The sequence below is a fragment of the Celeribacter neptunius genome, assembly GCF_900113955.1.
Classification (GTDB): Bacteria; Pseudomonadota; Alphaproteobacteria; order Rhodobacterales; family Rhodobacteraceae; genus Celeribacter; species Celeribacter neptunius.
In genome coordinates this window covers 493511-515943 of record NZ_FORH01000002.1, presented here as the reverse complement: position 1 = coordinate 515943, position 22433 = coordinate 493511, and the positions used below count along the sequence as shown (strand labels likewise).

General features: G+C 63.1%; 19 protein-coding genes and 1 pseudogene. 8 read left to right on the top strand and 12 right to left on the bottom strand.

Features of this window, described 5'->3' with window-relative positions; translation table 11 throughout:
* Positions 1 to 76 precede the first annotated feature (76 nt).
* Positions 77 to 1282: an NAD(P)-dependent alcohol dehydrogenase gene (locus tag BM151_RS08600; protein ID WP_090060014.1), complete on the bottom strand. Its 1206-nt coding sequence runs from the start codon at positions 1280 to 1282 to the stop codon at positions 77 to 79.
* Positions 1283 to 1574: 292 nt separating this feature from the next.
* Here BM151_RS08600 and BM151_RS08595 point away from each other — a divergent pair, with 292 nt between their 5' ends.
* The 6 genes and pseudogenes from BM151_RS08595 (at position 1575) to BM151_RS08570 (ending at position 7393) form a co-directional block, all read left to right on the top strand.
* Entirely contained in the window at positions 1575 to 2471 is an 897-nt protein-coding gene (locus BM151_RS08595; RefSeq protein WP_090060140.1) for a LysR family transcriptional regulator, read from the top strand.
* Between the two features lie 112 nt (positions 2472 to 2583).
* Positions 2584 to 3381, top strand: coding sequence for a carboxymuconolactone decarboxylase family protein (locus BM151_RS08590; RefSeq protein WP_090060012.1), 798 nt, complete (start codon positions 2584 to 2586; stop codon positions 3379 to 3381).
* Between the two features lie 33 nt (positions 3382 to 3414).
* A pseudogene (locus tag BM151_RS08585) lies at positions 3415 to 4062 on the top strand (NADPH-dependent F420 reductase); the annotation flags it as partial.
* A 286-nt stretch (positions 4063 to 4348) separates the two neighbouring features.
* Positions 4349 to 5212, top strand: a complete 864-nt coding sequence (locus BM151_RS08580; RefSeq protein WP_090060009.1) for an aldo/keto reductase — start codon at positions 4349 to 4351, stop codon at positions 5210 to 5212.
* Between the two features lie 287 nt (positions 5213 to 5499).
* On the top strand, positions 5500 to 6531 hold the full coding sequence (locus BM151_RS08575) for a glycosyltransferase family 4 protein (protein WP_177213072.1): 1032 nt from the start codon (positions 5500 to 5502) through the stop codon (positions 6529 to 6531).
* Between the two features lie 37 nt (positions 6532 to 6568).
* Positions 6569 to 7393, top strand: coding sequence for a hypothetical protein (locus BM151_RS08570; protein WP_143093076.1), 825 nt, complete (start codon positions 6569 to 6571; stop codon positions 7391 to 7393).
* A 201-nt stretch (positions 7394 to 7594) separates the two neighbouring features.
* On the opposite strand, the gene BM151_RS08565 is transcribed toward BM151_RS08570, so the two are convergent.
* Positions 7595 to 9274, bottom strand: a complete 1680-nt coding sequence (locus BM151_RS08565; protein WP_090060004.1) for a hypothetical protein — start codon at positions 9272 to 9274, stop codon at positions 7595 to 7597.
* A complete protein-coding gene (locus tag BM151_RS08560) occupies positions 9264 to 10256 on the bottom strand; it encodes a glycosyltransferase family 2 protein (protein WP_090060003.1) in 993 nt (330 codons plus the stop codon). Before BM151_RS08560 ends, BM151_RS08565 begins: the two co-directional genes overlap by 11 nt.
* Positions 10257 to 10540: 284 nt before the next feature.
* On the opposite strand from BM151_RS08560, the gene BM151_RS08555 reads away from it, so the two are divergent.
* Positions 10541 to 11209 (top strand): potassium channel family protein, encoded by a 669-nt coding sequence (locus BM151_RS08555; protein ID WP_245781149.1) that lies wholly within the window; start codon positions 10541 to 10543, stop codon positions 11207 to 11209.
* The gene (locus BM151_RS08550) at positions 11206 to 12546 is read left to right on the top strand and encodes a TrkH family potassium uptake protein (RefSeq protein ID WP_245781148.1); all 1341 of its coding nucleotides are present in this window, start codon (positions 11206 to 11208) and stop codon (positions 12544 to 12546) included. The genes BM151_RS08555 and BM151_RS08550 overlap by 4 nt, the downstream gene beginning before the upstream one ends.
* Before the next feature lie 33 nt (positions 12547 to 12579).
* On the opposite strand, the gene BM151_RS08545 is transcribed toward BM151_RS08550, so the two are convergent.
* The 9 genes from BM151_RS08545 to BM151_RS08505 form a co-directional block, all read right to left on the bottom strand.
* Positions 12580 to 13275 (bottom strand): HAD family hydrolase, encoded by a 696-nt coding sequence (locus tag BM151_RS08545; RefSeq protein WP_090060001.1) that lies wholly within the window; start codon positions 13273 to 13275, stop codon positions 12580 to 12582.
* Positions 13272 to 13964 carry a phosphoglycolate phosphatase gene (gph, locus tag BM151_RS08540; protein ID WP_245781147.1) on the bottom strand — a complete coding sequence of 231 codons (693 nt, stop codon included), beginning with the start codon at positions 13962 to 13964 and terminating at the stop codon, positions 13272 to 13274. Before gph ends, BM151_RS08545 begins: the two co-directional genes overlap by 4 nt.
* A 15-nt stretch (positions 13965 to 13979) precedes the next feature.
* Positions 13980 to 14672, bottom strand: coding sequence for a ribulose-phosphate 3-epimerase (gene rpe, locus BM151_RS08535; RefSeq protein ID WP_090060000.1), 693 nt, complete (start codon positions 14670 to 14672; stop codon positions 13980 to 13982).
* Between the two features lie 87 nt (positions 14673 to 14759).
* Entirely contained in the window at positions 14760 to 16148 is a 1389-nt protein-coding gene (locus tag BM151_RS08530; RefSeq protein ID WP_090060133.1) for a ribulose-bisphosphate carboxylase, read from the bottom strand.
* A 25-nt stretch (positions 16149 to 16173) separates the two neighbouring features.
* Positions 16174 to 17256: a class II fructose-bisphosphate aldolase gene (fba, locus tag BM151_RS08525; RefSeq protein ID WP_090059998.1), complete on the bottom strand. Its 1083-nt coding sequence runs from the start codon at positions 17254 to 17256 to the stop codon at positions 16174 to 16176.
* A 23-nt stretch (positions 17257 to 17279) separates the two neighbouring features.
* Positions 17280 to 18281 (bottom strand): type I glyceraldehyde-3-phosphate dehydrogenase, encoded by a 1002-nt coding sequence (gap, locus tag BM151_RS08520; RefSeq protein ID WP_090059997.1) that lies wholly within the window; start codon positions 18279 to 18281, stop codon positions 17280 to 17282.
* 11 nt (positions 18282 to 18292) lie between these two features.
* A complete protein-coding gene (gene tkt, locus BM151_RS08515; RefSeq protein WP_090059995.1) occupies positions 18293 to 20302 on the bottom strand; it encodes a transketolase in 2010 nt (669 codons plus the stop codon).
* Between the two features lie 46 nt (positions 20303 to 20348).
* Positions 20349 to 21221 (bottom strand): phosphoribulokinase, encoded by an 873-nt coding sequence (locus BM151_RS08510; RefSeq protein WP_090059993.1) that lies wholly within the window; start codon positions 21219 to 21221, stop codon positions 20349 to 20351.
* 151 nt (positions 21222 to 21372) lie between these two features.
* Positions 21373 to 22389 (bottom strand): class 1 fructose-bisphosphatase, encoded by a 1017-nt coding sequence (locus tag BM151_RS08505; RefSeq protein WP_090059992.1) that lies wholly within the window; start codon positions 22387 to 22389, stop codon positions 21373 to 21375.
* Positions 22390 to 22433 lie beyond the last annotated feature (44 nt).

The window sequence follows — 22433 nt, the reverse complement described above, 5'->3', positions numbered from 1 at the left end:
AATTCTGCAAAGATTCCGACAAGATACTGTCGGGTCGCGCAAGGCGGGTCCTGTGATCCGCCTCGCATGATTGGCATCACGCCTGCGTCATGTCGATAACATAGCGGTAGCGCGCCTCTTTGTTGACGACCTTTTGACAGGCCGCGCCGATCTGCTCCGGTGCGATCATTTCATAGCTGGCGGCAATCCCGTGATGTGCGGCGAAATCGATCACCGCCTGGGTTTCGGCGATCCCGCCGGTCATCGATCCGGCAAGGCTTTGCCGTCCGAAGCCCATCATCATGCCATGCGCGCCTTCGACCGGAAACAGCGCCCCGACATTGACCAGGGTCTTGTCGAGTTTGAGCAGGTTGAGGAAGGGTTGCATCGGATAAGCGACCGGCACGGTGGAGAGCATCAGATCGAAACTGCCCCTCTGGCGGCGCATGGCGTCTTCGTCGGACCAGAGATAGGCCTCGGCCGCACCGAAGGTTTTCGCGTCTTCGAGCTTGTCCTCGGAGGTGGTGAAAACCACGACTTCGGCGCCTTTTGCGGCGGCGAGCTTTACTGCGAGGCGGCCGAGGCCGCCCATGCCGATCACGCCATAGCGCTGACCCGGCCGCAGATCCCAATGGTTGATCGGCGAAAACGTGGTGATGCCGGCGCACAGAAGCGGCGCGAACCCGGCGAGATCGACCCCCGGCGGGATGCGCAGGGCAAAGTCTTCCTTGACGACAATCTTTCTGGAATAGCCGCCATAGGTCACGCCGCCCGAGAGCTTGTCGGCGGAATTATAGGTGAAGGTCGTGCCGTTCAGGCAGTTCTGTTCGCGATCGGCAAGACAATTGGCACAGGTGCCACAGCTGTCGACCATGGTGCCGACACCGGCGTAATCGCCTTCGCGGAATTTGGTCACCTCCGAGCCGACCCCGGTGACGCGTCCGACCATCTCATGCCCCGGCACCAGCGGAAACTGCGGCATGCCCCAGTCGCCCTTGTAGGTGTGAATGTCGGAATGGCAGATCGAGCTGTACAAGATTTCGACCACCATATCTTTCGGCCCGGCCGCACGGCGGGGGATCGTGTGCGGCGCGAAAGAGCCGCTCGTGTCGAAGGCGGCCCAGGATTGCACCCGGCTTTCCGCAAGGGCAGAGGGGGCATCTTGCGCATGGGCCGCGCCGGACAGGGCGGGAATGGTCAGGGGGGCCGCGAGGGCGGCGGCCCCGGCGGTCAGGAAGCCGCGACGGCTCTCTCCCTCACGCGTCAGGTGTTGGGCAGATCTTTCATTGCATGCTTGGCACATGGCATCCTCTCTCTCGAAACGGGGTTCAGAAACGCATGACACCAAGATGGGGCAAATCTGGTGCGCGATAATCGGTGTTCCGTTCAAGCCATTCATGAGGCGCGGTCATGAATGGTCCGCGGGCGGGGGCGGTTCTTGCCATCTCCGGCGATGGCTCCGTCACAGAGGCCTGCCCCGCAGATGGGCGTCTCCGCACAACCCGATCTCCGCATAATCCGTCGACTTTATGAGGCAGGCACATATATATGAGGAAATCCGTTTGATCCTCACCTCCCAATCCCCGGCCTCCCTCATGATACGCGAGAATATTAACGACCTGATCGCCTTTGCCGCCGTCGCCGAAGAGCGGAGTTTCACCAGGGCGGCGGCGCGGCTGAACGTGTCACAATCGGCGCTGAGCCATACGATCAAGGGGCTGGAACAACGGCTCGGTCTGCGGCTTCTGACGCGCACGACTCGCACGGTCGCCCCGACGTTCGAGGGCGAGGATCTGCTTGCCACGCTGACCCCCTGTTTCGAAAAGATCGAGAACCGGCTTCAGGCGCTCAATGATGCGCAGGACGAGCCGACGGGCACGGTGCGGATCGTGGGGGTGGAATATGCGATCGAGACCATTCTCTGGCCGAAACTGTCGCCGATCCTGAAAAAATACCCTTCCGTCAATATCGAGTTCGTCATGGATTATGGCTACACGGACCTGGCCGCCTCGCAATGCGACGCCGGGGTGCGTTATGGCGATCAGGTCAGCGAGGGGATGATCGCCATGCGGATCGGTCCGGACGAGCGCATGGTCTGCGTCGGTGCGGCCGCGTATTTCGACGTGGCGGGCGTGCCGCAAACGCCGCAGGAACTCTCCGAGCATCGCTGTATCAACCTGCGTCTGGCCACTCACGGTGCGCTCTATGTCTGGGAATTCGAGGACAAGGACGGCCAGGAGATCAATGTGAAGGTCAAAGGTCAGGCCTGTTTCAATACCATCAACCCGGTGATGCGTGCGGCGATCGACGGGCATGGGCTGGCGCTCATTCCCGAACGGCTCGCCAAACCGCATCTCGACAGCGGCGCGCTTCAGATATGTCTCGGGGATTATTCTCCGTATTTCCCGGGGTTTCACCTCTACTATCCCAGCCGCCAACGCCCGTCTTCGGCCTTCAGCCTGGTGTTGGAGGTCCTGCGCGAGCGGGCGTGAAAAACTGCTCTAAAAGCATTGATGAAAATGGCTCATGATTGGGGTGATGCAGAGCGGCATTAACCGCAGGCCGATCCGCCCCATATGTGTGGAAACCCAACAGGAGTTCCCCATGACGTTCCCGAAAAAGCCCCTGAAAAAGCCGCTGAAAAAGACCCCGATCGCCGCCTCCGCCTTTGCCCTCATGACCAGCGCCGCTTTGGCGCAGGATGTGCGCGACACCGTGCCGTCTTCCGTCGCTCAAGTCACCCCGGCGCTTGAGGCCTACACCAGCGAGACCCTCCTCGGCTCCGAGTGGCAAAGCGAGGCGATGTCCGTGCGCGACCGCGCGCTTGTCACCTTTGCAGCCCTCATGACCCGTCACGAGACCGAAAACCTTGAAAGCTACGTGGCCCTGGCCCTGGACGCCGGTGTGACGCCCGCTGAGCTTTCCGAAACGATCACCCATCTCGCTTTCTACACCGGGCTTGGCAACGCCACCGCCGCCGCTGACGCCGCCGCGCCCGTGTTCAAATCCCGCGGCATCACGCCCGAGAGCCTGCCGGGCGCAGAGGTCGAGCTGCTGCCGCTGAACCAGGAGGCCGAGGACGCGCGCGAAGAGCTCGTCAGCGGGCTTTACAGCGATGTCAGCATCGGCGTGGTGGACAACACCCGCGAGCTGCTGTTCCGCGATCTGTGGTTGCGCCCCGATCTCGCGCCGCGTGACCGCAGCCTTGTCACCGTGGCCGCTCTCATCGCCGCCGGTCAGCCGGAACAAATGACATTTCACCTGAACCGTGCGATGGACAACGGGCTGACACGGGACGAAGCCGGCGCCATGCTGTCGCATCTCGCATTCTATGCGGGCTGGCCGAAAGTCTTCTCGGCGCTGCCGGTTGCCAAGCAAGTGTTCGAGAGCCGGGCAGAATAAGAGGGTGGCGCAGGGCACGCCCGTGATCGAAAGGAAAGGCGCATGAAAATCGGCATCTTGGGATCGGGCCTGATGGGCGGCAAGCTGGGCCGCCTCTGGGCCGCCTGCGGTCACGAGGTCTGTTTCTCCTATGCCCGCAGCACGGCCAAGCTCGAAGCTCTGGCGCGCGAGGCAGGGGCGTCCTGCGGCACGGTTGCCGAGACGGTGGCGGGCGCAGAGGTGCTGCTTCTGGCCGTGCATTGGTCGCGGGTGACGGATGTGCTTGACCAGGCTGGGGATCTCGCCGGAAAGCTCGTGCTGAACTGCTGTGTGCCGCTCAACGAGAGCGACACGGAGCTTGTGGTGGGGACAACCTCGTCGGGGGCCGAGGAGCTGGCAACGATGCGGCCCGGGGCACGTTGGGTGTCCTGTTTCAACACCACCCCTTCGGAGAGTTTCCGGCCGGTCTTTGCCCGAAAGGGCCAGAGGCCCGCGCCACAGGTGCTCACCTATGGCGATGATGCACAGGCCAAGGCGGTCGCCGGCGAGCTGATCCGTGACATCGGGTTCGAGCCGCTGGACACCGGTGGGCTGCGCAACGCCCGCTTTGTCGAACCTTTCGCCATGGCCACTGTGGAACTGGCCTATGTCCAGCCCGGCGGCGCCGCACTGACCTACCGGTTCGAAAAATTGGACGGCTGAAACACGTGCGCGGGAAAGCCTCGTACCTATGTACCTATGTATCTATAAGGCCTCGTGGTTGTCAGGCGCCCAAATCCCCCGATCCGAGCGCTCATTCATGATCTCTGATCATGAGTGCCATCTATTTTGCCCCGATTATCATAGCTCGCCGATGCGGCTAGAGTGTCGGCATGAAAATATCACCTATCGGCTGCTCCACAGGCGACCCGCAGCGTGCGGTGCGCTTGGGATGCGGCCCCGTTCCGCAGCGCGGAGCGGCCAAACGGAAGACAGAAAGGAAGATCCGATGATCCTTCAAGACAGCTACACCCTTTCCAACGGTGTCGAAATTCCGAAACTCGGCCTCGGCACCTGGATGATCGACGATGACAAGGTGGCCGATGCCGTCAAAGCCGCAGTCAAGCTTGGCTATCGCCATATCGACACCGCCCAGGCCTATGGCAATGAGCGTGGTGTCGGCGAAGGCATCCGCGACTGCGGCATCGCGCGCGACGAGCTCTTCGTCACCACGAAACTCGACGCCGGCATCAAATCCTACGACGAGGCCAAGGCCGCGATCGATGGCTCGCTCGCGTTGATGGGGCTCGACTATGTCGACCTGATGATCATTCACAGCCCGCAACCCTGGCAGGATTTCGCAGGGGAAGATCGGTTTTTCGAAGGCAACCGAGCGGCCTGGAAAGCGCTCGAAGAGGCCTATGAGGCCGGCAAGCTGCGCGCCATCGGCGTGTCGAATTTCCAAAAGGAAGATCTCGACAACCTGATCGACAATGGCACGGTCAAGCCGATGATCAACCAGATCCTCGCCCATATCAGCAACACGCCCTTCGCGCTGATCGAATACACCGAAAGCCAGGGCATTCTGGTTGAGGCCTATTCCCCGGTCGGTCACGGTGAGCTGTTCAAGAATGCGGACGTCGCCGCGATGGCCGAGAAATATGGCGTCAGCATCCCGCAGCTCGGTATTCGCTATTGCCTGCAGCTGGGGCTTCTGCCGCTGCCGAAGACCGGCAACCCGGCCCATATGGAAAACAACGCCGCAGTGGATTTCGAGATTTCCGCCGACGACATGGAAACCCTCAAATCCATGGAGAAGATCAAGGATTACGGCGAGTACAGCTTCTTCCCGGTCTACGGCGGCAAGATGTAACGCTTGGACCGGTCTTGCCGCAGATGAGCGGCAAGGCCATGGTTCCGCGTCTGCCTTGCTCCCCCCGGTCCTGCGGGTCGGGGGCGTGGGCGCCCCGTGGTGCGACGGGGGGCAGGACGCAGGACCCGGCCGCGTGGCTGACAGGCGTCCGGAGGCCCGCCATCACGACGAAAAGAATATAAACGGCAGGTGTTTATGGTCGTTGTCATTCGAATGGCGGCGCCTAAGATGCCGTCATGTCAGAGCCTTTCAGAATCACATTCGTTTCGCGGAAATGGCCCCCGGCCATGGGCGGGATGGAAACCTATTCCGAAAAGCTGAGTGACCGCTTGCGGGCCTATGGCGAGGTTGAGGTGATCGCGCTGCCCGGGCATGCCGACGGCAGCACGCCGGGGGCCTGGGAGCTTCTGCGCTTTGGTGCGAAAACCGCCTTTTCCCTGCTGTCGAGCGCGCATCCGGCCCCCGTCACCCATGTCGCGGATATGGCAAGCTGGCCGCTCGCCCTGGCGGCCCGGTTGAGAAAGCCCTCGGCGCGGCGCGTCTTGTCGGCGCATGGGACGGATGTGTCCTTTGCCGCGCGGGACGGCCTCCTGGGCAAGCTTTATCGTCTCTATCTGAAGCTTGGTGCCAGGCTGCTCGGGCCGGTTACCGTGATCGCCAATTCCGGGGCCACGGCCAGAGCGGCCGAAGCCCTGGGGTTTCGGGACACGGTCATCGTGCCCCTGGCCGCAGAGATCGCCTCGCAAATGGACGGTTCCGCAGCGGCGCCCAATCAGACAATCCTGTTCTCGGGCCGGCTGATCCCACTCAAAGGCTTCCGCTGGTTTGCCGAGAATGTACTGCCGCGATTGCCCGAAACCATGGAGGTCGAGGTGGCCGGCACCATTTGGGACGCCGGGGAAGGCGCGGCGCTCGAGACGCCGCGCGTGCGCTTTCTCGGCCGTCTCGAGCAGGCCGTGCTGCATCGCCATATGGCCGCTGCAATGTGCGTCATCATTCCGAATGTCGATCAGGGCAACGGGTCTTTCGAAGGCTTCGGTCTCGTGGCGGTGGAGACGGCTGTCGCCGGCGGTGTCGTCGTGGCCGCCGGGCATGGTGGCCTAAAGGACGCGGTCAAGGACGGGGAAACGGGGTTTCTGCTCGCTCCGGGGCAGGCCGATCAATGGGTTGCCAAGATCGAGGAGATTGCGGCCTGGTCGCCGGAGAGGCGGGCCGAATTTATCGAGAAGGCGCGCCATGTCGCGTCCAGCTATTACAATTGGGACCGTGTCGCCCGCGATACTGCCCGCCATTATATTGGTGAGACCGCTGAAACCTGAGGGCCGCATATATACCGTGGGTCGGCTGAAGACAGCCTTGAAACAACCCGCGGTTCGCCGGGCCTTCGGGGCTGTCGGGCTGGCGGTCCTGACCATCGGTGCGATCTGGGCCGTGGCCAGCCTGGATCTGACATGGTCCAGCCTGTCGCCGGTGCATCTCGCCGTGAACTTTCTGGTCCTGACACCGGCATTGCTGATTGTTGCGGCCCTGACCTTCAGGATCACCATCTCTGCGGTCGGGCGCAGGATCTCGAATGCTCGGGCCCTGCAGACGGTCGCGACCGCGAATGTCGCCGAGCTCCTGCCCATCCCCGGTGGGGCGCTCGTGCGTGGCGCGGCCCTCATCGAGAGCGGTGCGGGGGTTGGCGAGGCAACGCGTCTGGTCCTTCTGACGGCGGTGCTCACGCTGAGCCTAACGGTGACGATCTCTGCCGCGGCGCTTTGGGTGCTGGACGGCGCAATCTGGCTCTGGATCGCGGGCGGAGGCTTTGTCGCCATTTGCGGCGTCCTGTGGCTCCTGTCGAGATCCGCCGCGCCAAGATATCTGATGGCTATGGTGGCGGTCCGGCTCCTCAGCCTGATCGTGACCATGCTCAGGTTGAGCATGGCGTTTGGCGCGCTCGGAGCCAAGATCGGCTGGGTCGAGGCGGCGCTCTATGCGGTGGCTCCGACGCTTGGCGCTGCCGTCGGCATCGTACCTGCGGGTCTTGGCGTGAACGAGGCGATCGCCGCCGGTCTCGCGACGCTGATCCAGGCCTCACCGGGCACGGTCTTTCTGGCCGTGGCGATCAACCGGGCCCTCGATCTCGCAGTTGGCGCCGGGCTCGTTCTGCTCACGACATATTGGCAGCGGCGGAGATGAGCGAAAAGCGAGGGATCATTGTCGTGCCGGTGCGCCGTTTTTCGGCGTTATGCCCGGCCGCGTGAGTTGCGACGCTGCCTGAGGGGAAGGACCGGGATCAATTCCGCCGGCTCGGAATGGCCCGCTATGGCAAGGGTCGCGCCCCCCGCACAGCAGGCCTGAACGAAAGGCCCGGGTCCTTGCCGCCGGCCACGCCTTGTTTCAGAACGGCAGCTGCCAGAACCCCGCGTAGAGGGCGCGCTGGGGCAGGGCGCCGGGCCGTTGTGGCGCCGTGGTGTCCCAGATCAGCGTTACCTTGCCGCCGGCGGGGCCAGTGAGCATCACCGGCCCGGTGAGCTCCACGGTGTCTTCCGGCTGCACCGTTTCTCCCGCCAGGCGCACGGGAGTGTCCGCAATCACCCGGTAGCGGCCATGCACCGGCAGGTCGAGCTCATGCGCGCTCTCTCCCAGTGTCACGGTTTGGCCGGCGAGCCAGATCGCCCCGGAGTAATGCACATAGCTCTGTCGCAACACGCTCTGATCCGGCGGCAGGAGCGACAATGCGCTGTCCGTGATCTCCGGTGCCGTCATCGCCTGATCCAAGGTCCAGCGATTGGTAAGCAGGAGCGGCGGCTGGGTCTCTGCAATGAGATCCGCCATCACCGGCTGGCCTGCTGCGCGATATTTCAGGATGCCCCAGGTCGACATGAAGAAGCTCTGGCGTGGGAAGCTGGCGACCATGGCATTCTGGTCGATATAGGGCACCGGCTCTGGGAACAGGCGATGGATCTCGGCCAAAGTCGCCCGTTGCGTCTCGGCGCTTTCCGAGGCGGCGGCAATGGCCTGCACGCTGCCGCTGGCCAGCATCAGGGCCATGAGCGCCCCGAGCGCCGGGCCGGAGCCGAGCCGGGCGGCGCCCACCGCGGCGGCGATCATCAGCGGCGGGGTGATGAAAGGGAAGAAATAGGGAAAGGCATTGCGGTAGAAGACGATCGACAGGATCAGTGGCGCGGCAAAGGCCAGGAGCAGCCATCCCAACCGGGCCCCGGCGCGGCTCACGCCGAACCAGGCGAGCGCGAGCGTGCCGGAACTGAGCAAGGCCCAAAGCAGCGCGTCCCGCCCGCGCGGAAACAGCCCGCTTTGAAGAAGCGTCGTATGCAGCGCGCCCTGCGCATTGCTCATCGCGGTCTTGTCGGCGGGGGCCTCGATCCCGGCGGAATGCAGGGCAAAAAGCGCCGCAGCGATCGCCAGCCCGAGCAGCCAGGCCGTGAGGATGCGCAGCGGCAGGCCGGGCTCCCGCCAGCGCCAGATCAGCACCGCAAGATAGGCCGGAAAATAGAGGACGGCCTTGATCGTCACCAGCAGGGCAAAAGCGCTCAGCACGGCGACGGCGAGGATCTGCCCCACCGACAGGCGTGCCGTGAACAGGATGGCGAGCGCCGCCATCAGCCCCGCGGCCGCGATCGGGTCGGCACGAAAGCTTGTGCCATGGGCGAGGGTGAAACCGGAACTCAGGAAAGCGACGAGCGCGATCCAGGCGGCGCGCCGATCGGCCAGAGCGGTGGCCATGCGGAAGATGGACAGACAGGTGACGGCCAGCAGGCCGGTCATCACCAGCCGGGCGATCACGATCTGTCCCATTTCATGGCCGGGTATAGTGGCGAGCCAGCCAAAGGCATGGACGTAAACCGTCTGCAAGGGCCGGTCGAGCCGACCGTCGAGAAAGGCATGCACGTGGCTCAGGAAATAGAATTCGTCCCAGTTGACATTGCGTCCCCAGCTCAGGAAGAGCAGGACGGCAAAGCCGAGAAATACGGCGTATCGGGCGGTGGCAGTCGCGGACAGCCAGGCGAAAACGGAGGCCCCGCCCGGGGCGCGGTCTGCGACATCACTACGAAACATCGGCGATCTTTCTGGTTTTCATCGGCAGCACCTCGGCCGCGGCCGGACGCTCGGCCCGCAACAGGTCGCGTGCCCGGATATCCTCGAGCAGGCTGCGGTTCGCGGCGATCATGTCAGCCAGGATGCCGACGGCGAACAGCACGGTGGCCATCGCCATCAGCGCTGCGGCGAGGACCAGCGACTGGACATGCCCGCTGCCGTTGCCGACGAGGTAATAGACCAGGAACCGGGCGATCGCGATCACCGCGGGGATGGCAAAGATCGCTGCCAGAGAAAAGAAGAAGCGAATGGGCGCGTAGATCACGAAGACCCGCAGGATCGTCTTGGCCGAGCGCATGACATATTCGCGGATGCCCTTGAACAGGCGCGAGGGCCGCGTCACCTCGTTCACCCGCACCGGCACGGAGGTCATGGGAATGCGTTTGCGCCCGGCCTGAATGATGGTTTCGAGCGTATAGGTATAGGTGTTGATGACACAAAGACGCGCCGCCGCGTCGCGGGCATAGGCCCGAAAGCCCGAGGGGGCATCGGGGATATCGGTTTCGCTCGCCTGACGCACCACCCAGCTGCCGAGCCGTTGCAGCGCTTTCTTGAGCGGCGAGAAGCTCTCGATCTCGGTGATCGGTCGCGCCCCGACGACGATCTGGGCACGGCGCTCGAGGATCGGCGAGATCAGCGCCGGGATGTCATCGGCACAATATTGATTGTCGGCATCGGTGTTGACGATGATATCGGCTCCGAGCGCCAGAGCCTCTTCGATGCCGGCGGAAAAGGCCCGGGCCAGCCCGACATTCGACGGCATGCGCAGAATATGATCGGCGCCGGCCCCGCGCGCCACCTCGACGGTGCGGTCGGTGGACCCGTCATCGATCACCAGGATTTCGACCCGTTCGATACCGGGGACGTCGCGCGGAATGGCGCGGATCGCTTCGGCGATTGTTTCTTCTTCGTTCAAAGCCGGGATTTGTACAATAAGTTTCACGGGGCGTGTCATGAGCAACCTTAAGCGACCTTAACCATATTAATGGCTTTGGTTTTGTCTTCAATTCGAGGCGAAAATGCGGCAATCGCGGGGAATGTTTCCGAATTGTGGATCAATTCCCCCTGGTCTCACGGAACTGTCCGTGGAAGGCGCGGGTCTTGGCCGAGGGCGGCATCAGAGGTCGCGGCGAGAGGCTGCTCCCCCGGATTTCCGCGATGAGACGATTGATTCCCCGGCTGAAATGCGGTTTTGCTCGGGGGAGAAACAGCCGAAAGCATTGATCCTTGAAAAATCGCAGCTTCGCCGTGATCGGCCTTGGCACCTTTGGCAGCACCGTCGCCAGTGAGCTGGCACGGTTCGGAAATCCCGTTCTGGGCATCGACACGGATGAACGCAATGTCACCCGTCTGGCCGATGTGCTCACCGAGGCGGTGATCGCCGATGGCAAGGATGAGGCGGCGCTGAAAGAGGCCGGGGTCGGCAATTACGATGTGGCGGTGATCGCCATCGGCGAGGATCTCGAGGCCAATATCCTCTGTACCATGCATGTCAAAATGTTGGGCGTTGAAACCATCTGGGTCAAGGCGCTGAACAAGACCCATCACCGCATTCTGAGCAAGCTCGGTGCCGACCGGGTGATCCTGCCGGAACAGGAGATCGGGCAACATATCGGCCAGATGCTGCACAATCCGCTGATCCGCGACTATGTCAGCCTCGGCAATGGCTATCACGTGGTCGATCTGAAAGTGCCGGCGCTTCTCGACGGTGTGTCGATCAAGGAGATGAGCCTGGCCGAGACCTACGAACTGCGGGCGCTGGGCGCGATGCGCGAGAGCCAGTTCCTGTCCTGCGAAAATGGCGAGCTTCGCCTCAAGGAGGGCGACAAGCTGTTGCTTCTGGGCAAGCGGCCCGATCTGCGGCGTTACGGGGATGATCTCCGGGCGAGGCAGTGACGGTGCTGCTCAGGGCCTCGAAACGCAATGTCTCGCATCTGCCGCCACCTCTGGTGCTGGTGCTGATCTATGCCGGGCTGATCCTCATGGGCATTCTCGCCCTGAAACTGCCCTGGGCCACGACCGCGCCGATCACCTGGTCGGATGCCGCCTTCACCGCCACCTCTGCCGTCACTGTCACAGGGTTGGCGGTTGTCGATACCGGCGCGGGGTTTACCTTTTTCGGCCAGCTCATCCTCACCCTGTTGATTCAATTGGGTGGCTTGGGGCTGATGAGCTTTGCCGTGCTGATCTTGTCGATGCTGGGTCTGCCCGTGGGCTTTACCCATCACCTCTACCTGCGCGAGGATCTCAATCAGACCTCGGCCACGGATCTCTTGAAACTGACGCGGATGATCTTGCGCGTCGTCCTGCTGTTCGAACTGATTGGCGCCGTCCTTCTGGCGCTGGTGTTCGTGCCGGAATTCGGATGGGGGCAGGGGATCTGGGATGCGATCTTCCATTCCGTCTCGGCTTTCAACAATGCCGGTTTCGCGCTGTTTCCCGACAGTCTGAGCCGCTGGGTCGGCGATCCGCTGATCAATCTCACCATTCCGCTGCTGTTCATCTTGGGCGGTATCGGGTTCACCGTCGCCTCCGATGTCTGGCGGCATAAGACATGGCGGCGGTTTTCCCTGCATACCAAGCTGATGCTTCTGGGCACGGCGCTGCTGCTGATCCTGCCGACACTGGCCTTCGCGGCGATGGAATGGGGCAATCCGGCGACTCTGGGGCCGCTTCACTGGCCGGCCAAGCTCTGGGCCAGCTGGTTTCAGGCCGCCTCGACCCGCACCGCAGGCTTCAACACCATCGATCTCGCCGGGCTCAACGATGCCACCACGCTGATGCTGATGGTGCTGATGGTGATCGGGGCGGGGTCGACCTCGACCGGCGGCGGCATCAAGGTCACCACCTTCATCGTGCTCCTGCTGGCCACCATCGCGTTTTTCCGTCGGCATCAGAATATCGATGTCTTCGGGCGCCGGCTCGGCACCGATCAGGTGATGAAAGTGCTGGCGCTGACCATGGTCAGCCTGTTTCTGATCCTTCTCTCGCTCTTCGCCATGCTCTTGTTCCACGAGGGCGCATTCCTCGATCTGGCCTTCGAGACGGTTTCGGCCTTTGCGACGGTCGGCACGTCGCGCGGCGTCACCGGCGATTTCGACACGGTGGGGCGGATCGTCGTCATGTTCATCATGTTCGTCGGTCGGGTCGGCCCGCTGACGCTGGGTTTCCTGCTCGCCACGCGCCGCACCAAGCGGATTTCCTACCCGGCGGGCACGGTTTATCTGGGCTGATCTATCTGGGGGATCTGTCTGGCTGATAGCGGCTCAGGCAGAGGTGCGACTTGGCACCTTCTCCTCAAGTAGGCTCAAATCCAGCGCCGGCATGATCTTCTCGGCCATGGAGAAATCCTCACACCCGGTATAGGCGGACGGGGTCACCACCACGCGCAGCCCGGCGGCCTGGGCCGAGAAAACGCCATTGCGGCTGTCCTCGAAAGCGAGGCACTCATGCGCCGGCAGGCTTAGCCGCATCAGCGCGAGGGTAAAGACATCGGGTGCGGGTTTCTTGCGGTCCACCTCGTCGCCGGCGGCGATCACGTCGAACACCTCCTCGGCGTGTCTGCCCCAACAGGCCTGAGCGAGCGCGTCGACATTGGGCCGGTTGGTGGTGGTGGCCACCGCGAGCTTGAGGCCCTTGGCCCGCGCCGCGGCGATCAGCTCGGCCACGCCGGGGCGGAGCGCGATCTCGCCACGGGCGATGATCTCGGCATAGCGCGCGGTCTTCACCTTGTGCAGCGCCGCGATTTCGGCGTCGGAGGGCCGGCTGAGGCCAAGATGCGCGCGATAGGCTTTCATCCGCTCCTTGCCGCCGGTGGTTTTCAACAGCCAGGCGTAATCGTCGCGGGACCAACTCCAGTCGAGACCGGCCTCGGCAAAGGTCTCGTTGAACGCTTGCCGATGCACCTCTTCGGTCTCGGCCAGCGTGCCATCCACGTCGAAAATCAGGGCTTTGAGCGTCATCCGGTGCTTTCCAATATCTGTGTCACATGCTCGGGCAGGGTGGCGAAATCGGAGAAGATCGCCGCCGCGCCAAGGCTCTCGGCGGGCGCTTTGCGATAGCCCTCGGTGTAGAGCAGGAAGGGGGTATTTGCGTTTTTCGCGGCTGCCGCGTCGATCTCGCTGTCGCCGACAAAGAGCGCGGGGCCGTCTCCCAGGCGTTTGAACCCCTCGTGCAGCATCAGCGGGTCGGGCTTGTGCGTGGCACAGCTGTCGCCGCCCAAGATCACCTCGAAGAAGGAGGTCATGTTCAGATGCTCCAAGACGGCGCGGGCCGGGCTTTCGGGTTTGTTGGTGGCGACACCGAGCCGATGCCCGGCGGCTTTCAGCGCGGTGAGCGCCTCGATCGCGCCGGGGTAGGGCACGGTCAGCTCCACCGCCGTCTCGTAGAGCGCCAGAAAATCTTTGTGCAGCCGCGGTTCCTCGGAGGTCTTGATGCTTCGCGCTGCGCACATGCGGGTGACAAAGACCTTGGCGCCATTGCCGACAAAGCCGCGTGCCTCATCGAGGCTGATCGGGTCCTTGTCCTCGCGCGCGAGAAGCGTGTTGGCCATGGCGTGAATGTCGGGGGCGCTGTCGATCAGCGTCCCGTCGAGATCAAAGAGAATGCGGGTCATCTGGCTGGACATCTGACTGGGCATTTGAGTGGGCATGGGGGGAGAAATCCTTCAAGCGGCTGCGCTGGCCCCGGTGGCCGCGCTTCGGATCGCCGCGATATTCTCGCCATAGACCTCCGCTTTGTCCACCGAACCGCCACGGAACACGGCAGAGCCCGCGACCAGCACATCGGCACCGGCTTCGACCACCAGCGGCGCGGTCGAGGGATCGACGCCGCCGTCAATTTCGATATGCACCGGACGGTCGCCGATCATCGCGCTCAGCTTGCGGATCTTGTCGGTCATGTCGATGAACTTCTGCCCGCCGAACCCGGGGTTCACGGTCATCACACAGATCAGATCGGTGAGATCCAACAGATGCTCGACCGCTTCTGCCGGCGTGCCCGGGTTGAGCGCCAGACCGGCTTTCATGCCGGCGCCGCGAATGGCCTGCAGCGTGCGGTGGCTGTGCGGTCCGGCCTCGAGATGCGCCGTCAGGATGTCGGCACCGGCCTCGGCATAGGCGTCGATATAGGCATCGACCGGTGAGATCATCAGATGCACATCCATCACAGTTTTCACATGCGGACGAAAGGCTTTCACCGCGGGCGGGCCAAAGGTCAGGTTCGGCACGAAATGCCCGTCCATGACATCGACATGGACCCAATCGGCGCCCTGGGCCTCGATGGCCTGAATTTCGCGACCGAAATCGGCAAAGTCGGCCGAGAGGATCGAAGGGGCGATTTTGACGGTACGATCAAGCATGAGAAGCTCCTGTGATCTTCTGAGGATAAGCGCGCGGTGCGACGGGAGCGCCGCACCGCACTGGGAGAAGAGGGTTTAGGCCTCGGATCAGGCTGCGGAATTGATCCTGAGCGCTTCGCGCCAGCCAGGATAGAGCTTGTCGGCATCGCCCGGGAAGCTCTCGAAAGCGCGGGCGAATTCCTTGTGCTCCTTGGCGAACTCGACCGGGTCGGCGCCCTGTTTCCAGCAGGTCTCGGCCTGACGCAGCGAGATCGCGCCCGCCGCCGCGCCGTCGATATGGCCGAAAGAGCCACCGCCGGCGGTCATCACCAGATTGGAATGGCCGAGATTCTCGAAGAACCCGGGCATGCGAAGCGCGTTCATGCCGCCCGAAATGATCGGCGTGGTCGGCGCCATGCCGTGCCATTCCTGATGGTAATAGGGCCCGTCGGCGCTGTCCTCGGTGATCATATAGGCGATGTTGCGGTCGCTGTTCTCGCCCTCCATCTTGCCAAAGCCCATGGTGCCGACATGGATGCCGGAGGCGCCCTGAAGACGCGCCATTTTCGACAGCACAAAGGCCGTATAGCCGCGTTTCGCCTGCGGGCTGGTGACGGCCCCGTGCCCGGCACGGTGGTAATGCAGGTATTGGCGCGGGAAGGCGCGGCGCGCGGTGGTGATCGCCGCCGGACCGGTGACATAGCCATCGACCAGAAAGGCAACGTGATCGGCATTCTCGCCGAAGGTCTCGAGGATAAACTCGGCGCGGGCCAGCATCTCGTAATGATCGTCGGCGGTGATATTGGCGGAAAAGAGCTTGGCCTGACCGGTCTCGTCCTGTGCGCGTTTCATCGCGTCGGCGACCAGCGGGATGGTCTCGCGCAGCGGCGAGAACACCTGATTGCCCTGCGGCTCATCGTTCTTGATGAAATCGCCGCCGAGCCAGAAATCATAGCAGGCATCGGCAAAGGGCTGCGGCCGCAACCCGAGTTTCGGCTTGATGATCGTGCCGACGACGAAGCCGCCATCGACATGCGGACGGTCCAGCACGCGCCACATGTCGGCGATGGTGGTCGACGGCCCGTCGAACAGCCGCAGATAGGCCGGGGGCACGTAGAAATCATGCATCTTGGCATATTCCACATCGCCCATGCCCTGGTTGTTGCCGATGGTGAGCGTCAGGAAAGAACAAAGCATCGCCCGGCCGTCGATGATATTGCGATCGAAGAGATCGACCGGGTAGGCGATTTTCATCAGCTCTTTGGCGGGATCGATCTCATAGACCAGCGCATCGACGCCACGGGTGAAATCGTCGGTGGTCGAGACCTCGACATTGGTGCCGGTGGAGCTTTCGGCGGCGAAATGCGCGGCGGTGGCGAGATAATCGCCAAAGCCCTCTTTCGGTTTCATGTGATAGGCCACGAGCACGTGACCACCGCCTGCGATCAGGTCTTCTTCCTTCAGATCAAGGCGGGCGTAGCGGTTTGACTGGTCCATTTTGAAATCCTCCGGTTGGGGGTCATTATTCGGCGGCAAGCGTTTGCGCGATTTGCGGGTCAAGCGCGCCGCTTGCGTAGCGCTTGGCCATGTCATCCATGGAAATGGCGGTGATCTTTCCGGCCTGTCCGGCGGTGCCGAAGCGTTCGAACCGGTCGCGGCAGAGCGCTTCCAACTCGTCCATCGCCGGGATCATGAATTTGCGCGGGTCGAATTCGGCGGGCTTGTCCTTGGCGACCTTGCGGAACTGCCCGGTCATCGCCATGCGGCAATCGGTGTCGATATTGACCTTGCGCACGCCCATCCTGATGCCCTTTTCGATCTCCTCGACCGGCACGCCATAGGTCTGGGGCATGTCGCCGCCATTGGCGTTGATCAGGTCCTGGAGATATTGCGGCACCGAGGAGGAGCCGTGCATGACGAGATGCGTGTTCGGCAGTTTCTCGTGAATGGCCGCGATGGTCGCCATCGAGAGGATGTCGCCATCGGGTTTGCGGGTGAACTTGTAGGCGCCGTGCGAAGTGCCGCAGGCGATGGCCAGCGCGTCGCATTTGGTGCGCGAGACGAAATCCACCGCCTCATCCGGGTCGGTCAGGAGCTGGTCGTGGCTGAGCTTGCCCTCGGCGCCGGAGCCGTCCTCGGCCGCAGCCTCCCCCGTCTCCAGGGAGCCAAGGACACCGAGCTCCCCTTCGACGGAGGCACCAACCGCGTGCGCGGCCCTTGTCACGCGGGCGGTGATCTCGACATTGTAATCGTAGCTGGCGGGGGTCTTCATATCCTCCTCGAGCGAACCGTCCATCATCACCGAGGTGAAACCGTGACGGATGGCCGAGAGGCAGGTGGCGTCATTGTTGCCATGGTCCTGATGCATCACCACCGGGATCTGCGGATACATTTCCGAGAGCGCCTCGACCATATGGCGCAGCATGATGTCGCCGGCATAGGAACGTGCACCGCGCGAGGCCTGAAGGATCACCGGCGCGTCACAGCGCTCAGCCGCGCGCAGGATCGCCAGACCCTGTTCCATGTTGTTGATGTTGAAGGCCGGCACGCCATAGCCCTGTTCGGCGGCGTGATCGAGCAATTGTCTGAGGGTGATGAGAGCCATTGGTCTTCCTCCGAAATGAGTTGTCAGATGAGCGCGCCCATGGCGACGGCGGTGTCGGCCATGCGATTGGAAAAGCCCCATTCATTGTCGTACCAGCTCAGGATGCGGACCATCCGGCCCTCCATCACCTTGGTCTGGTCCATATGGAACACGGAGCTGTGCGGATCGTGGTTGAAATCGATCGAGACATTGGCCCGCTCGGTATAGCCGAGGATGCCCGAGAGCGGCCCGTCTGCGGCGTTGCGAATGGCGTCGTTGATCTCTTCCACGGTGGTGTCGCGGCTGGCCTCGAACACCAGATCGACGACCGAGACATTCGGGGTCGGCACGCGGATCGCGACACCGTCGAGCCGGCCATTGAGTTCCGGCAGCACCAGCCCCACGGCTTTCGCAGCCCCGGTCGAGGTCGGGATCATCGACTGCGCGGCGGCCCGGGCCCGGTAGAGATCCGAATGCATCGTGTCGAGCGTCGGTTGATCGCCGGTGTAGCTGTGGATCGTGGTCATGAAACCTTTCGCAATCCCCACCGCGTCATTGAGCGTCTTGGCCACCGGCGACAGGCAATTCGTGGTGCAGGACGCGTTGGAGACCACCAGATGATCGCTTTGCAGCTCGCGGTGGTTGACGCCGAAGACCACGGTCTTGTCGGCGCCACTCGCAGGCGCAGAGACCAACACCCGCTTGGAACCGTTCTCGAGATGCAGCGCCGCCTTGTCGCGGGCGGTGAAAATCCCGGTGCATTCCAGCGCGATGTCGACGCCCTGCCAGGGCAGGTTGGCGGGATCGCGTTCGGCGGTGACTTCGATCGGACCGTTGCCGATGTCGATCGCGTTGCCCTTGACCTTGACCTCTTGCGGGAACCGGCCATGGACGGAGTCGAATTGCAGCAGATGGGCATTGGTCTCGACCGGGCCGAGATCGTTGATCGCGACCACTTCGATGTCGTTGCGACCGGATTCCGCGATGGCGCGCAGCACGTTGCGGCCGATCCGTCCGAACCCGTTGATGGCGACTTTGGTGCTCATGGTTGTTTCCCTTAATTCTGGTCAGAGATCTGACGTTTGGCCGAGGCGACAACGGCCTCAGGCGTGATGTTGAAATGGCGGTAAAGCTCGGGGGCGGGGGCAGAGGCGCCAAAGCCGGTCATGCCGACGAAGCCGTCGGAGCGCTCCAGAAAGACGCACCAGCCCTGACGCACCGCGGCTTCGATTCCGACGCGCGGGGCACAGCCGCGGATGGCGGCGCGATACTCCGGGTCCTGCTGGGCGAAAAGCTCGAAACTGGGTGCGGAGATCACCGCGGCGCGGATGCCCTCGGAGGCCAGCATTTTCGAGGCTTCCATCGCGATCTCGACCTCGGAGCCGGTGCCGATGAGCGTCACGTCGCGCCCGCCTTCGGGCTCATAGATCACATAGGCACCCTTGGCCGTGAGGTTCTGATCGGTGTGGCGGGTGCGCAGGCAGGGCAGGTTCTGGCGCGACAGGACGAGAAGGGTAGGCGTGCCCGCCGAGGTGGCGGCGATCTGCCAGGCCTCGGCGGTCTCCACCGCATCCATCGGGCGGATCACTGTGAGATTTGGCATGGCACGCAGAGAGGCCACGGTTTCCACCGGCTGATGCGTCGGCCCGTCTTCGCCAAGACCGATCGAGTCATGGGTCATGACATAGGTGACGGGCACGTTCATCAGCGCCGAAAGCCGGATCGCCGGGCGGCAATAATCTGCGAAAGCCAGAAATGTACCGCCATAGGGGATCAGCCCGCGATGAAGCGCGATGCCGTTCATCGCCGCCGCCATACCATGTTCGCGAATGCCGTAATGGATGTAATCGCCGGAATAATCGTCACGGCTCACCGGACGCATGGCGGAGGTCTTGGTGTTGTTCGAGCCGGTGAGATCGGCGGAGCCGCCGGCCATGTTCGGCAATGTGCCATTGACCACTTCCAGAGCCATCTCAGAGGCTTTGCGGGTCGCCACCTTGGGCAGATCCGCGCTCAGCTTGTGCTTATAGGCTGTCATCGCGGCGTTGAGCGCCACCGCGTCGGGGGCGGCATGGGCGATATCAAAGGCCTCGGCCTTGGCATGTACCGCCTTGCGTTTGCGCCAGGCGGTCTGAGCCTCGGCGCCGCGCTGGGCGATCTGGCGCCAGGCGTCGCGCACCTCTCCAGGGACTTCGAAAGGCGCGTGCGGCCAGTTCAGTGCCTCACGGGTGGCGGCAATTTCATCCGCGCCCAAAGGTGCGCCATGGACCTTGTGGCTGCCGGCCTTGTTCGGCGCGCCCTTGCCGATCACCGTGCGGCAAGCGATCATCGACGGGCGCTTGTCGGCGCGCGCGGCCTCGATCGCCTTGGCGATGGCGTCAGTGTCGTGGCCGTCGATCGCCTGCACATGCCAGCCCGCCGCCTCGAAGCGTTTGCCCTGATCCATCGAGGTCGAGAGATCGGTGGCGCCGTCGATGGTGATGCGGTTGTCATCCCAGAACAAAATGAGCCGCCCGAGCCCCATATGACCCGCCATGTCGATGGCTTCGTGGCTGATGCCCTCCATCAGGCAGCCGTCGCCCGCCAGCACATAGGTGTAGTGATCGACGAGATCATCCCCGAAGCGCGCGTTCAGCATCCGTTCGGCCAGCGCCATGCCGACCGAGGTGGCCACACCTTGCCCCAGAGGGCCGGTGGTGGTCTCGATGCCCATCGCGTGGCCATATTCCGGGTGACCGGCGGTACGCGAGCCCATCTGGCGGAAATTCCGGAGCTGATCGGCGTCCATGTCCTCATAGCCCAGCAGGTGATGGATGGCATAGACCAGCATCGAACCATGACCCGCCGACATCACGAACCGGTCGCGGTCCGGCCAATCGGGATTTTTCGGGTCAAGGGTGAGAAAGCGGTTGAACAGCACGGTGGCGACATCGGCCAATCCCATCGGCGCGCCGGGATGGCCGGAATTGGCGGCCTCGATCGCATCCATCGAGAGCACCCGGATGGCATTGGCCATCACGGTTTCATCGACTTGGGTTTGGGGCTTCTCTTGGGTTTGAATATTCATGACAGTCTCCTCGGAGAGCGTTCGCAAAATGGGGTGAAACGGGGGCTCAGACGCGCTTGGAGTCGGTGACCAGACGCAGGATCATCGGCGTGAAGATCAGCTGCATCGCCAGATCCATCTTGCCGCCGGGGATCACCAGAGAATTGGCCCGGGTCATCCAGCTGCCTTCGATCATCGACATCAGGTACGGGAAATCGATGCCGCGCGGGTTCTTGAACCGGATCACCACGAGGCTCTCATCGGCGGTGGGAATCCAACGGGCGATGAACGGGTTCGAGGTGTCCACGACGGGCACGCGCTGGAAATTGATGTCGGTCTCGGAGAATTGCGGGCAGATGCAATGCACATAGGCATGCATGCGGCGCAGGATCGTGTCGGTCACCGCCTCGGGCGTATAGCCGCGCTGCGAGCTGTCGCGATGGATCTTCTGAATCCATTCGAGATTGATCACCGGCACCACGCCGATCTTGAGATCCGCCTGGGCCGCGATATCGACCGTGTCATTCACCACGGCGCCATGCAGCCCCTCGTAGAACAAGAGATCCGAGCCGTCGGCGAAGGGCGCCCAGTCGGTGAACTTGCCCGGCGGCGTATCGTGAAGTGCCGCTTCCTTGTCATCGTGGATATAATGGCGGGTCTCGCCGCCGCCGGTCTCGCCATAGGTGCGGAACACGTCTTCGAGCTTCTCCAACTCATTGGCTTCATAAGAGAAATGGCTGAAAGTCTCGTCGCCCGCCGCCTTGCGATTGTCGAGCTCGGCCTTCATTTCCATCCGGTCGTAGCGGTGAAACGCGTCGCCTTCGATGGAGACGGTGGAAATCCCCTCACGACGGAAAATCTGATCGAAAGTGGATTTGACCGTGGAGGTGCCGGCGCCGGAAGAACCGGTGACGGAGATGATCGGGTGTTTCTTGGACATGGGGGCTCTCTCTCTGATCTCAGGGGGCGCAATGTCGTTATGCGTGGGGCGCTCTGCGAGGCGCAGAACATGGCGATGGGTGCGTGGGCAGTTTGGTGCCGGGCTGTCTGTCGCAGCCCGTTGTTTTAAGCGTGGATCTCAGGCACGGATCTCAGGCGCGGAAGAGACCGCGATTGCCGAACAGGGCAGAGACCTCGTTCTGTGGCAGATCGTGATAGGTGGCGACGCGTTCGACCTTGTCCGATGTGCCAAAGACGAAGGGCACGCGGGTATGCAGCTGATCGGGCACGCAGCTCAGGATCCGCTTGGTGCCGGTCGTGGCCTTGCCTCCCGCCTGTTCGACGAGAAAGGCAATCGGCGCGCATTCATAGACCAGCCTGAGCCGACCGTTCTGATAGCCGTCACGGCTGTCGGACGGGTAGAGAAAGATCCCGCCGCGCGACATGATCCGATGCGTTTCGGCCACCAGAGAGGCGACCCAGCGCATGTTGAAATTGCGGCCGCGCGGGCCTTCGACACCGGCGATGCAATCGTCGATATAGGCGCGCACCGGGCTCGCCCAATGCCGGTAATTCGAGGCGTTGATGGCAAATTCGCTGGCGGTCGAGGGGATCGAGGGCGGCTTCGGCGCCTCCTCGAACATGCCGCTGTCGCGGTTGAGGATGAAATGGCGCACGCCATCGCCGAACGTGGCGACCAGAATGGTCTGCGGCCCGTAGATGAAATAGCCGGAGGCCAGAAGATGCGTGCCGTCGCGCAGAAAGGTCTCTTCGCCCTGATCGAGCGCCGGCTGGATGCCAAAGATCGTCCCGATCGAGACATTCACATCGATGTTCGATGAGCCGTCCAGCGGGTCGATGGCCAGGGCCAGCGTGCCCTGCGTGTCGATCTCGACCACCTCGTCCTGTTCCTCGGACGCGTACCAGCGCACACCGGTGCCCTTGAGCGCCTCGGCGAAGAGCTCATCGGCCATCACGTCGAGCGCCTTTTGCGTGTCGCCATCGGTGTTGGAGCCGACCTCGGCGCCGAGCTTGCCACCCAGGGCATCGCCCAGGGGGCCGAGGGCGATGATCCGGCTGAGCTGCGCCCCGACATCGCAGAGCGCGATAAGCGCCGGGCGCAGGGCCTCGGGGATCTCACCATGGGAATTGTCTGTCTGTAGCGGCATTGGCGAGGCCTCCCTTCCTCATCAATCTCCGCCTCAACATTCCG

Excerpts from the sequence above, each read along its gene's own strand:
- BM151_RS08505 (WP_090059992.1), bottom strand. The coding sequence starts at position 22,389 with ATGCCGCTACAGACAGACAATTCCCATGGTGAGATCCCCGAGGCCCTG.
- BM151_RS08590 (WP_090060012.1), top strand. The coding sequence starts at position 2,584 with ATGACGTTCCCGAAAAAGCCCCTGAAAAAGCCGCTGAAAAAGACCCCG.
- fba (WP_090059998.1), bottom strand. The coding sequence starts at position 17,256 with ATGGCTCTCATCACCCTCAGACAATTGCTCGATCACGCCGCCGAACAG.
- BM151_RS08600 (WP_090060014.1), bottom strand. The coding sequence starts at position 1,282 with ATGTGCCAAGCATGCAATGAAAGATCTGCCCAACACCTGACGCGTGAG.
- BM151_RS08575 (WP_177213072.1), top strand. The coding sequence starts at position 5,500 with ATGGGCGGGATGGAAACCTATTCCGAAAAGCTGAGTGACCGCTTGCGG.
- BM151_RS08580 (WP_090060009.1), top strand. The coding sequence starts at position 4,349 with ATGATCCTTCAAGACAGCTACACCCTTTCCAACGGTGTCGAAATTCCG.
- tkt (WP_090059995.1), bottom strand. The coding sequence starts at position 20,302 with ATGAATATTCAAACCCAAGAGAAGCCCCAAACCCAAGTCGATGAAACC.
- BM151_RS08595 (WP_090060140.1), top strand. The coding sequence starts at position 1,575 with ATGATACGCGAGAATATTAACGACCTGATCGCCTTTGCCGCCGTCGCC.
- BM151_RS08545 (WP_090060001.1), bottom strand. The coding sequence starts at position 13,275 with ATGACGCTCAAAGCCCTGATTTTCGACGTGGATGGCACGCTGGCCGAG.
- BM151_RS08510 (WP_090059993.1), bottom strand. The coding sequence starts at position 21,221 with ATGTCCAAGAAACACCCGATCATCTCCGTCACCGGTTCTTCCGGCGCC.
- BM151_RS08565 (WP_090060004.1), bottom strand. The coding sequence starts at position 9,274 with ATGTTTCGTAGTGATGTCGCAGACCGCGCCCCGGGCGGGGCCTCCGTT.
- gph (WP_245781147.1), bottom strand. The coding sequence starts at position 13,964 with ATGCCCACTCAAATGCCCAGTCAGATGTCCAGCCAGATGACCCGCATT.
- BM151_RS08530 (WP_090060133.1), bottom strand. The coding sequence starts at position 16,148 with ATGGACCAGTCAAACCGCTACGCCCGCCTTGATCTGAAGGAAGAAGAC.
- gap (WP_090059997.1), bottom strand. The coding sequence starts at position 18,281 with ATGAGCACCAAAGTCGCCATCAACGGGTTCGGACGGATCGGCCGCAAC.
- rpe (WP_090060000.1), bottom strand. The coding sequence starts at position 14,672 with ATGCTTGATCGTACCGTCAAAATCGCCCCTTCGATCCTCTCGGCCGAC.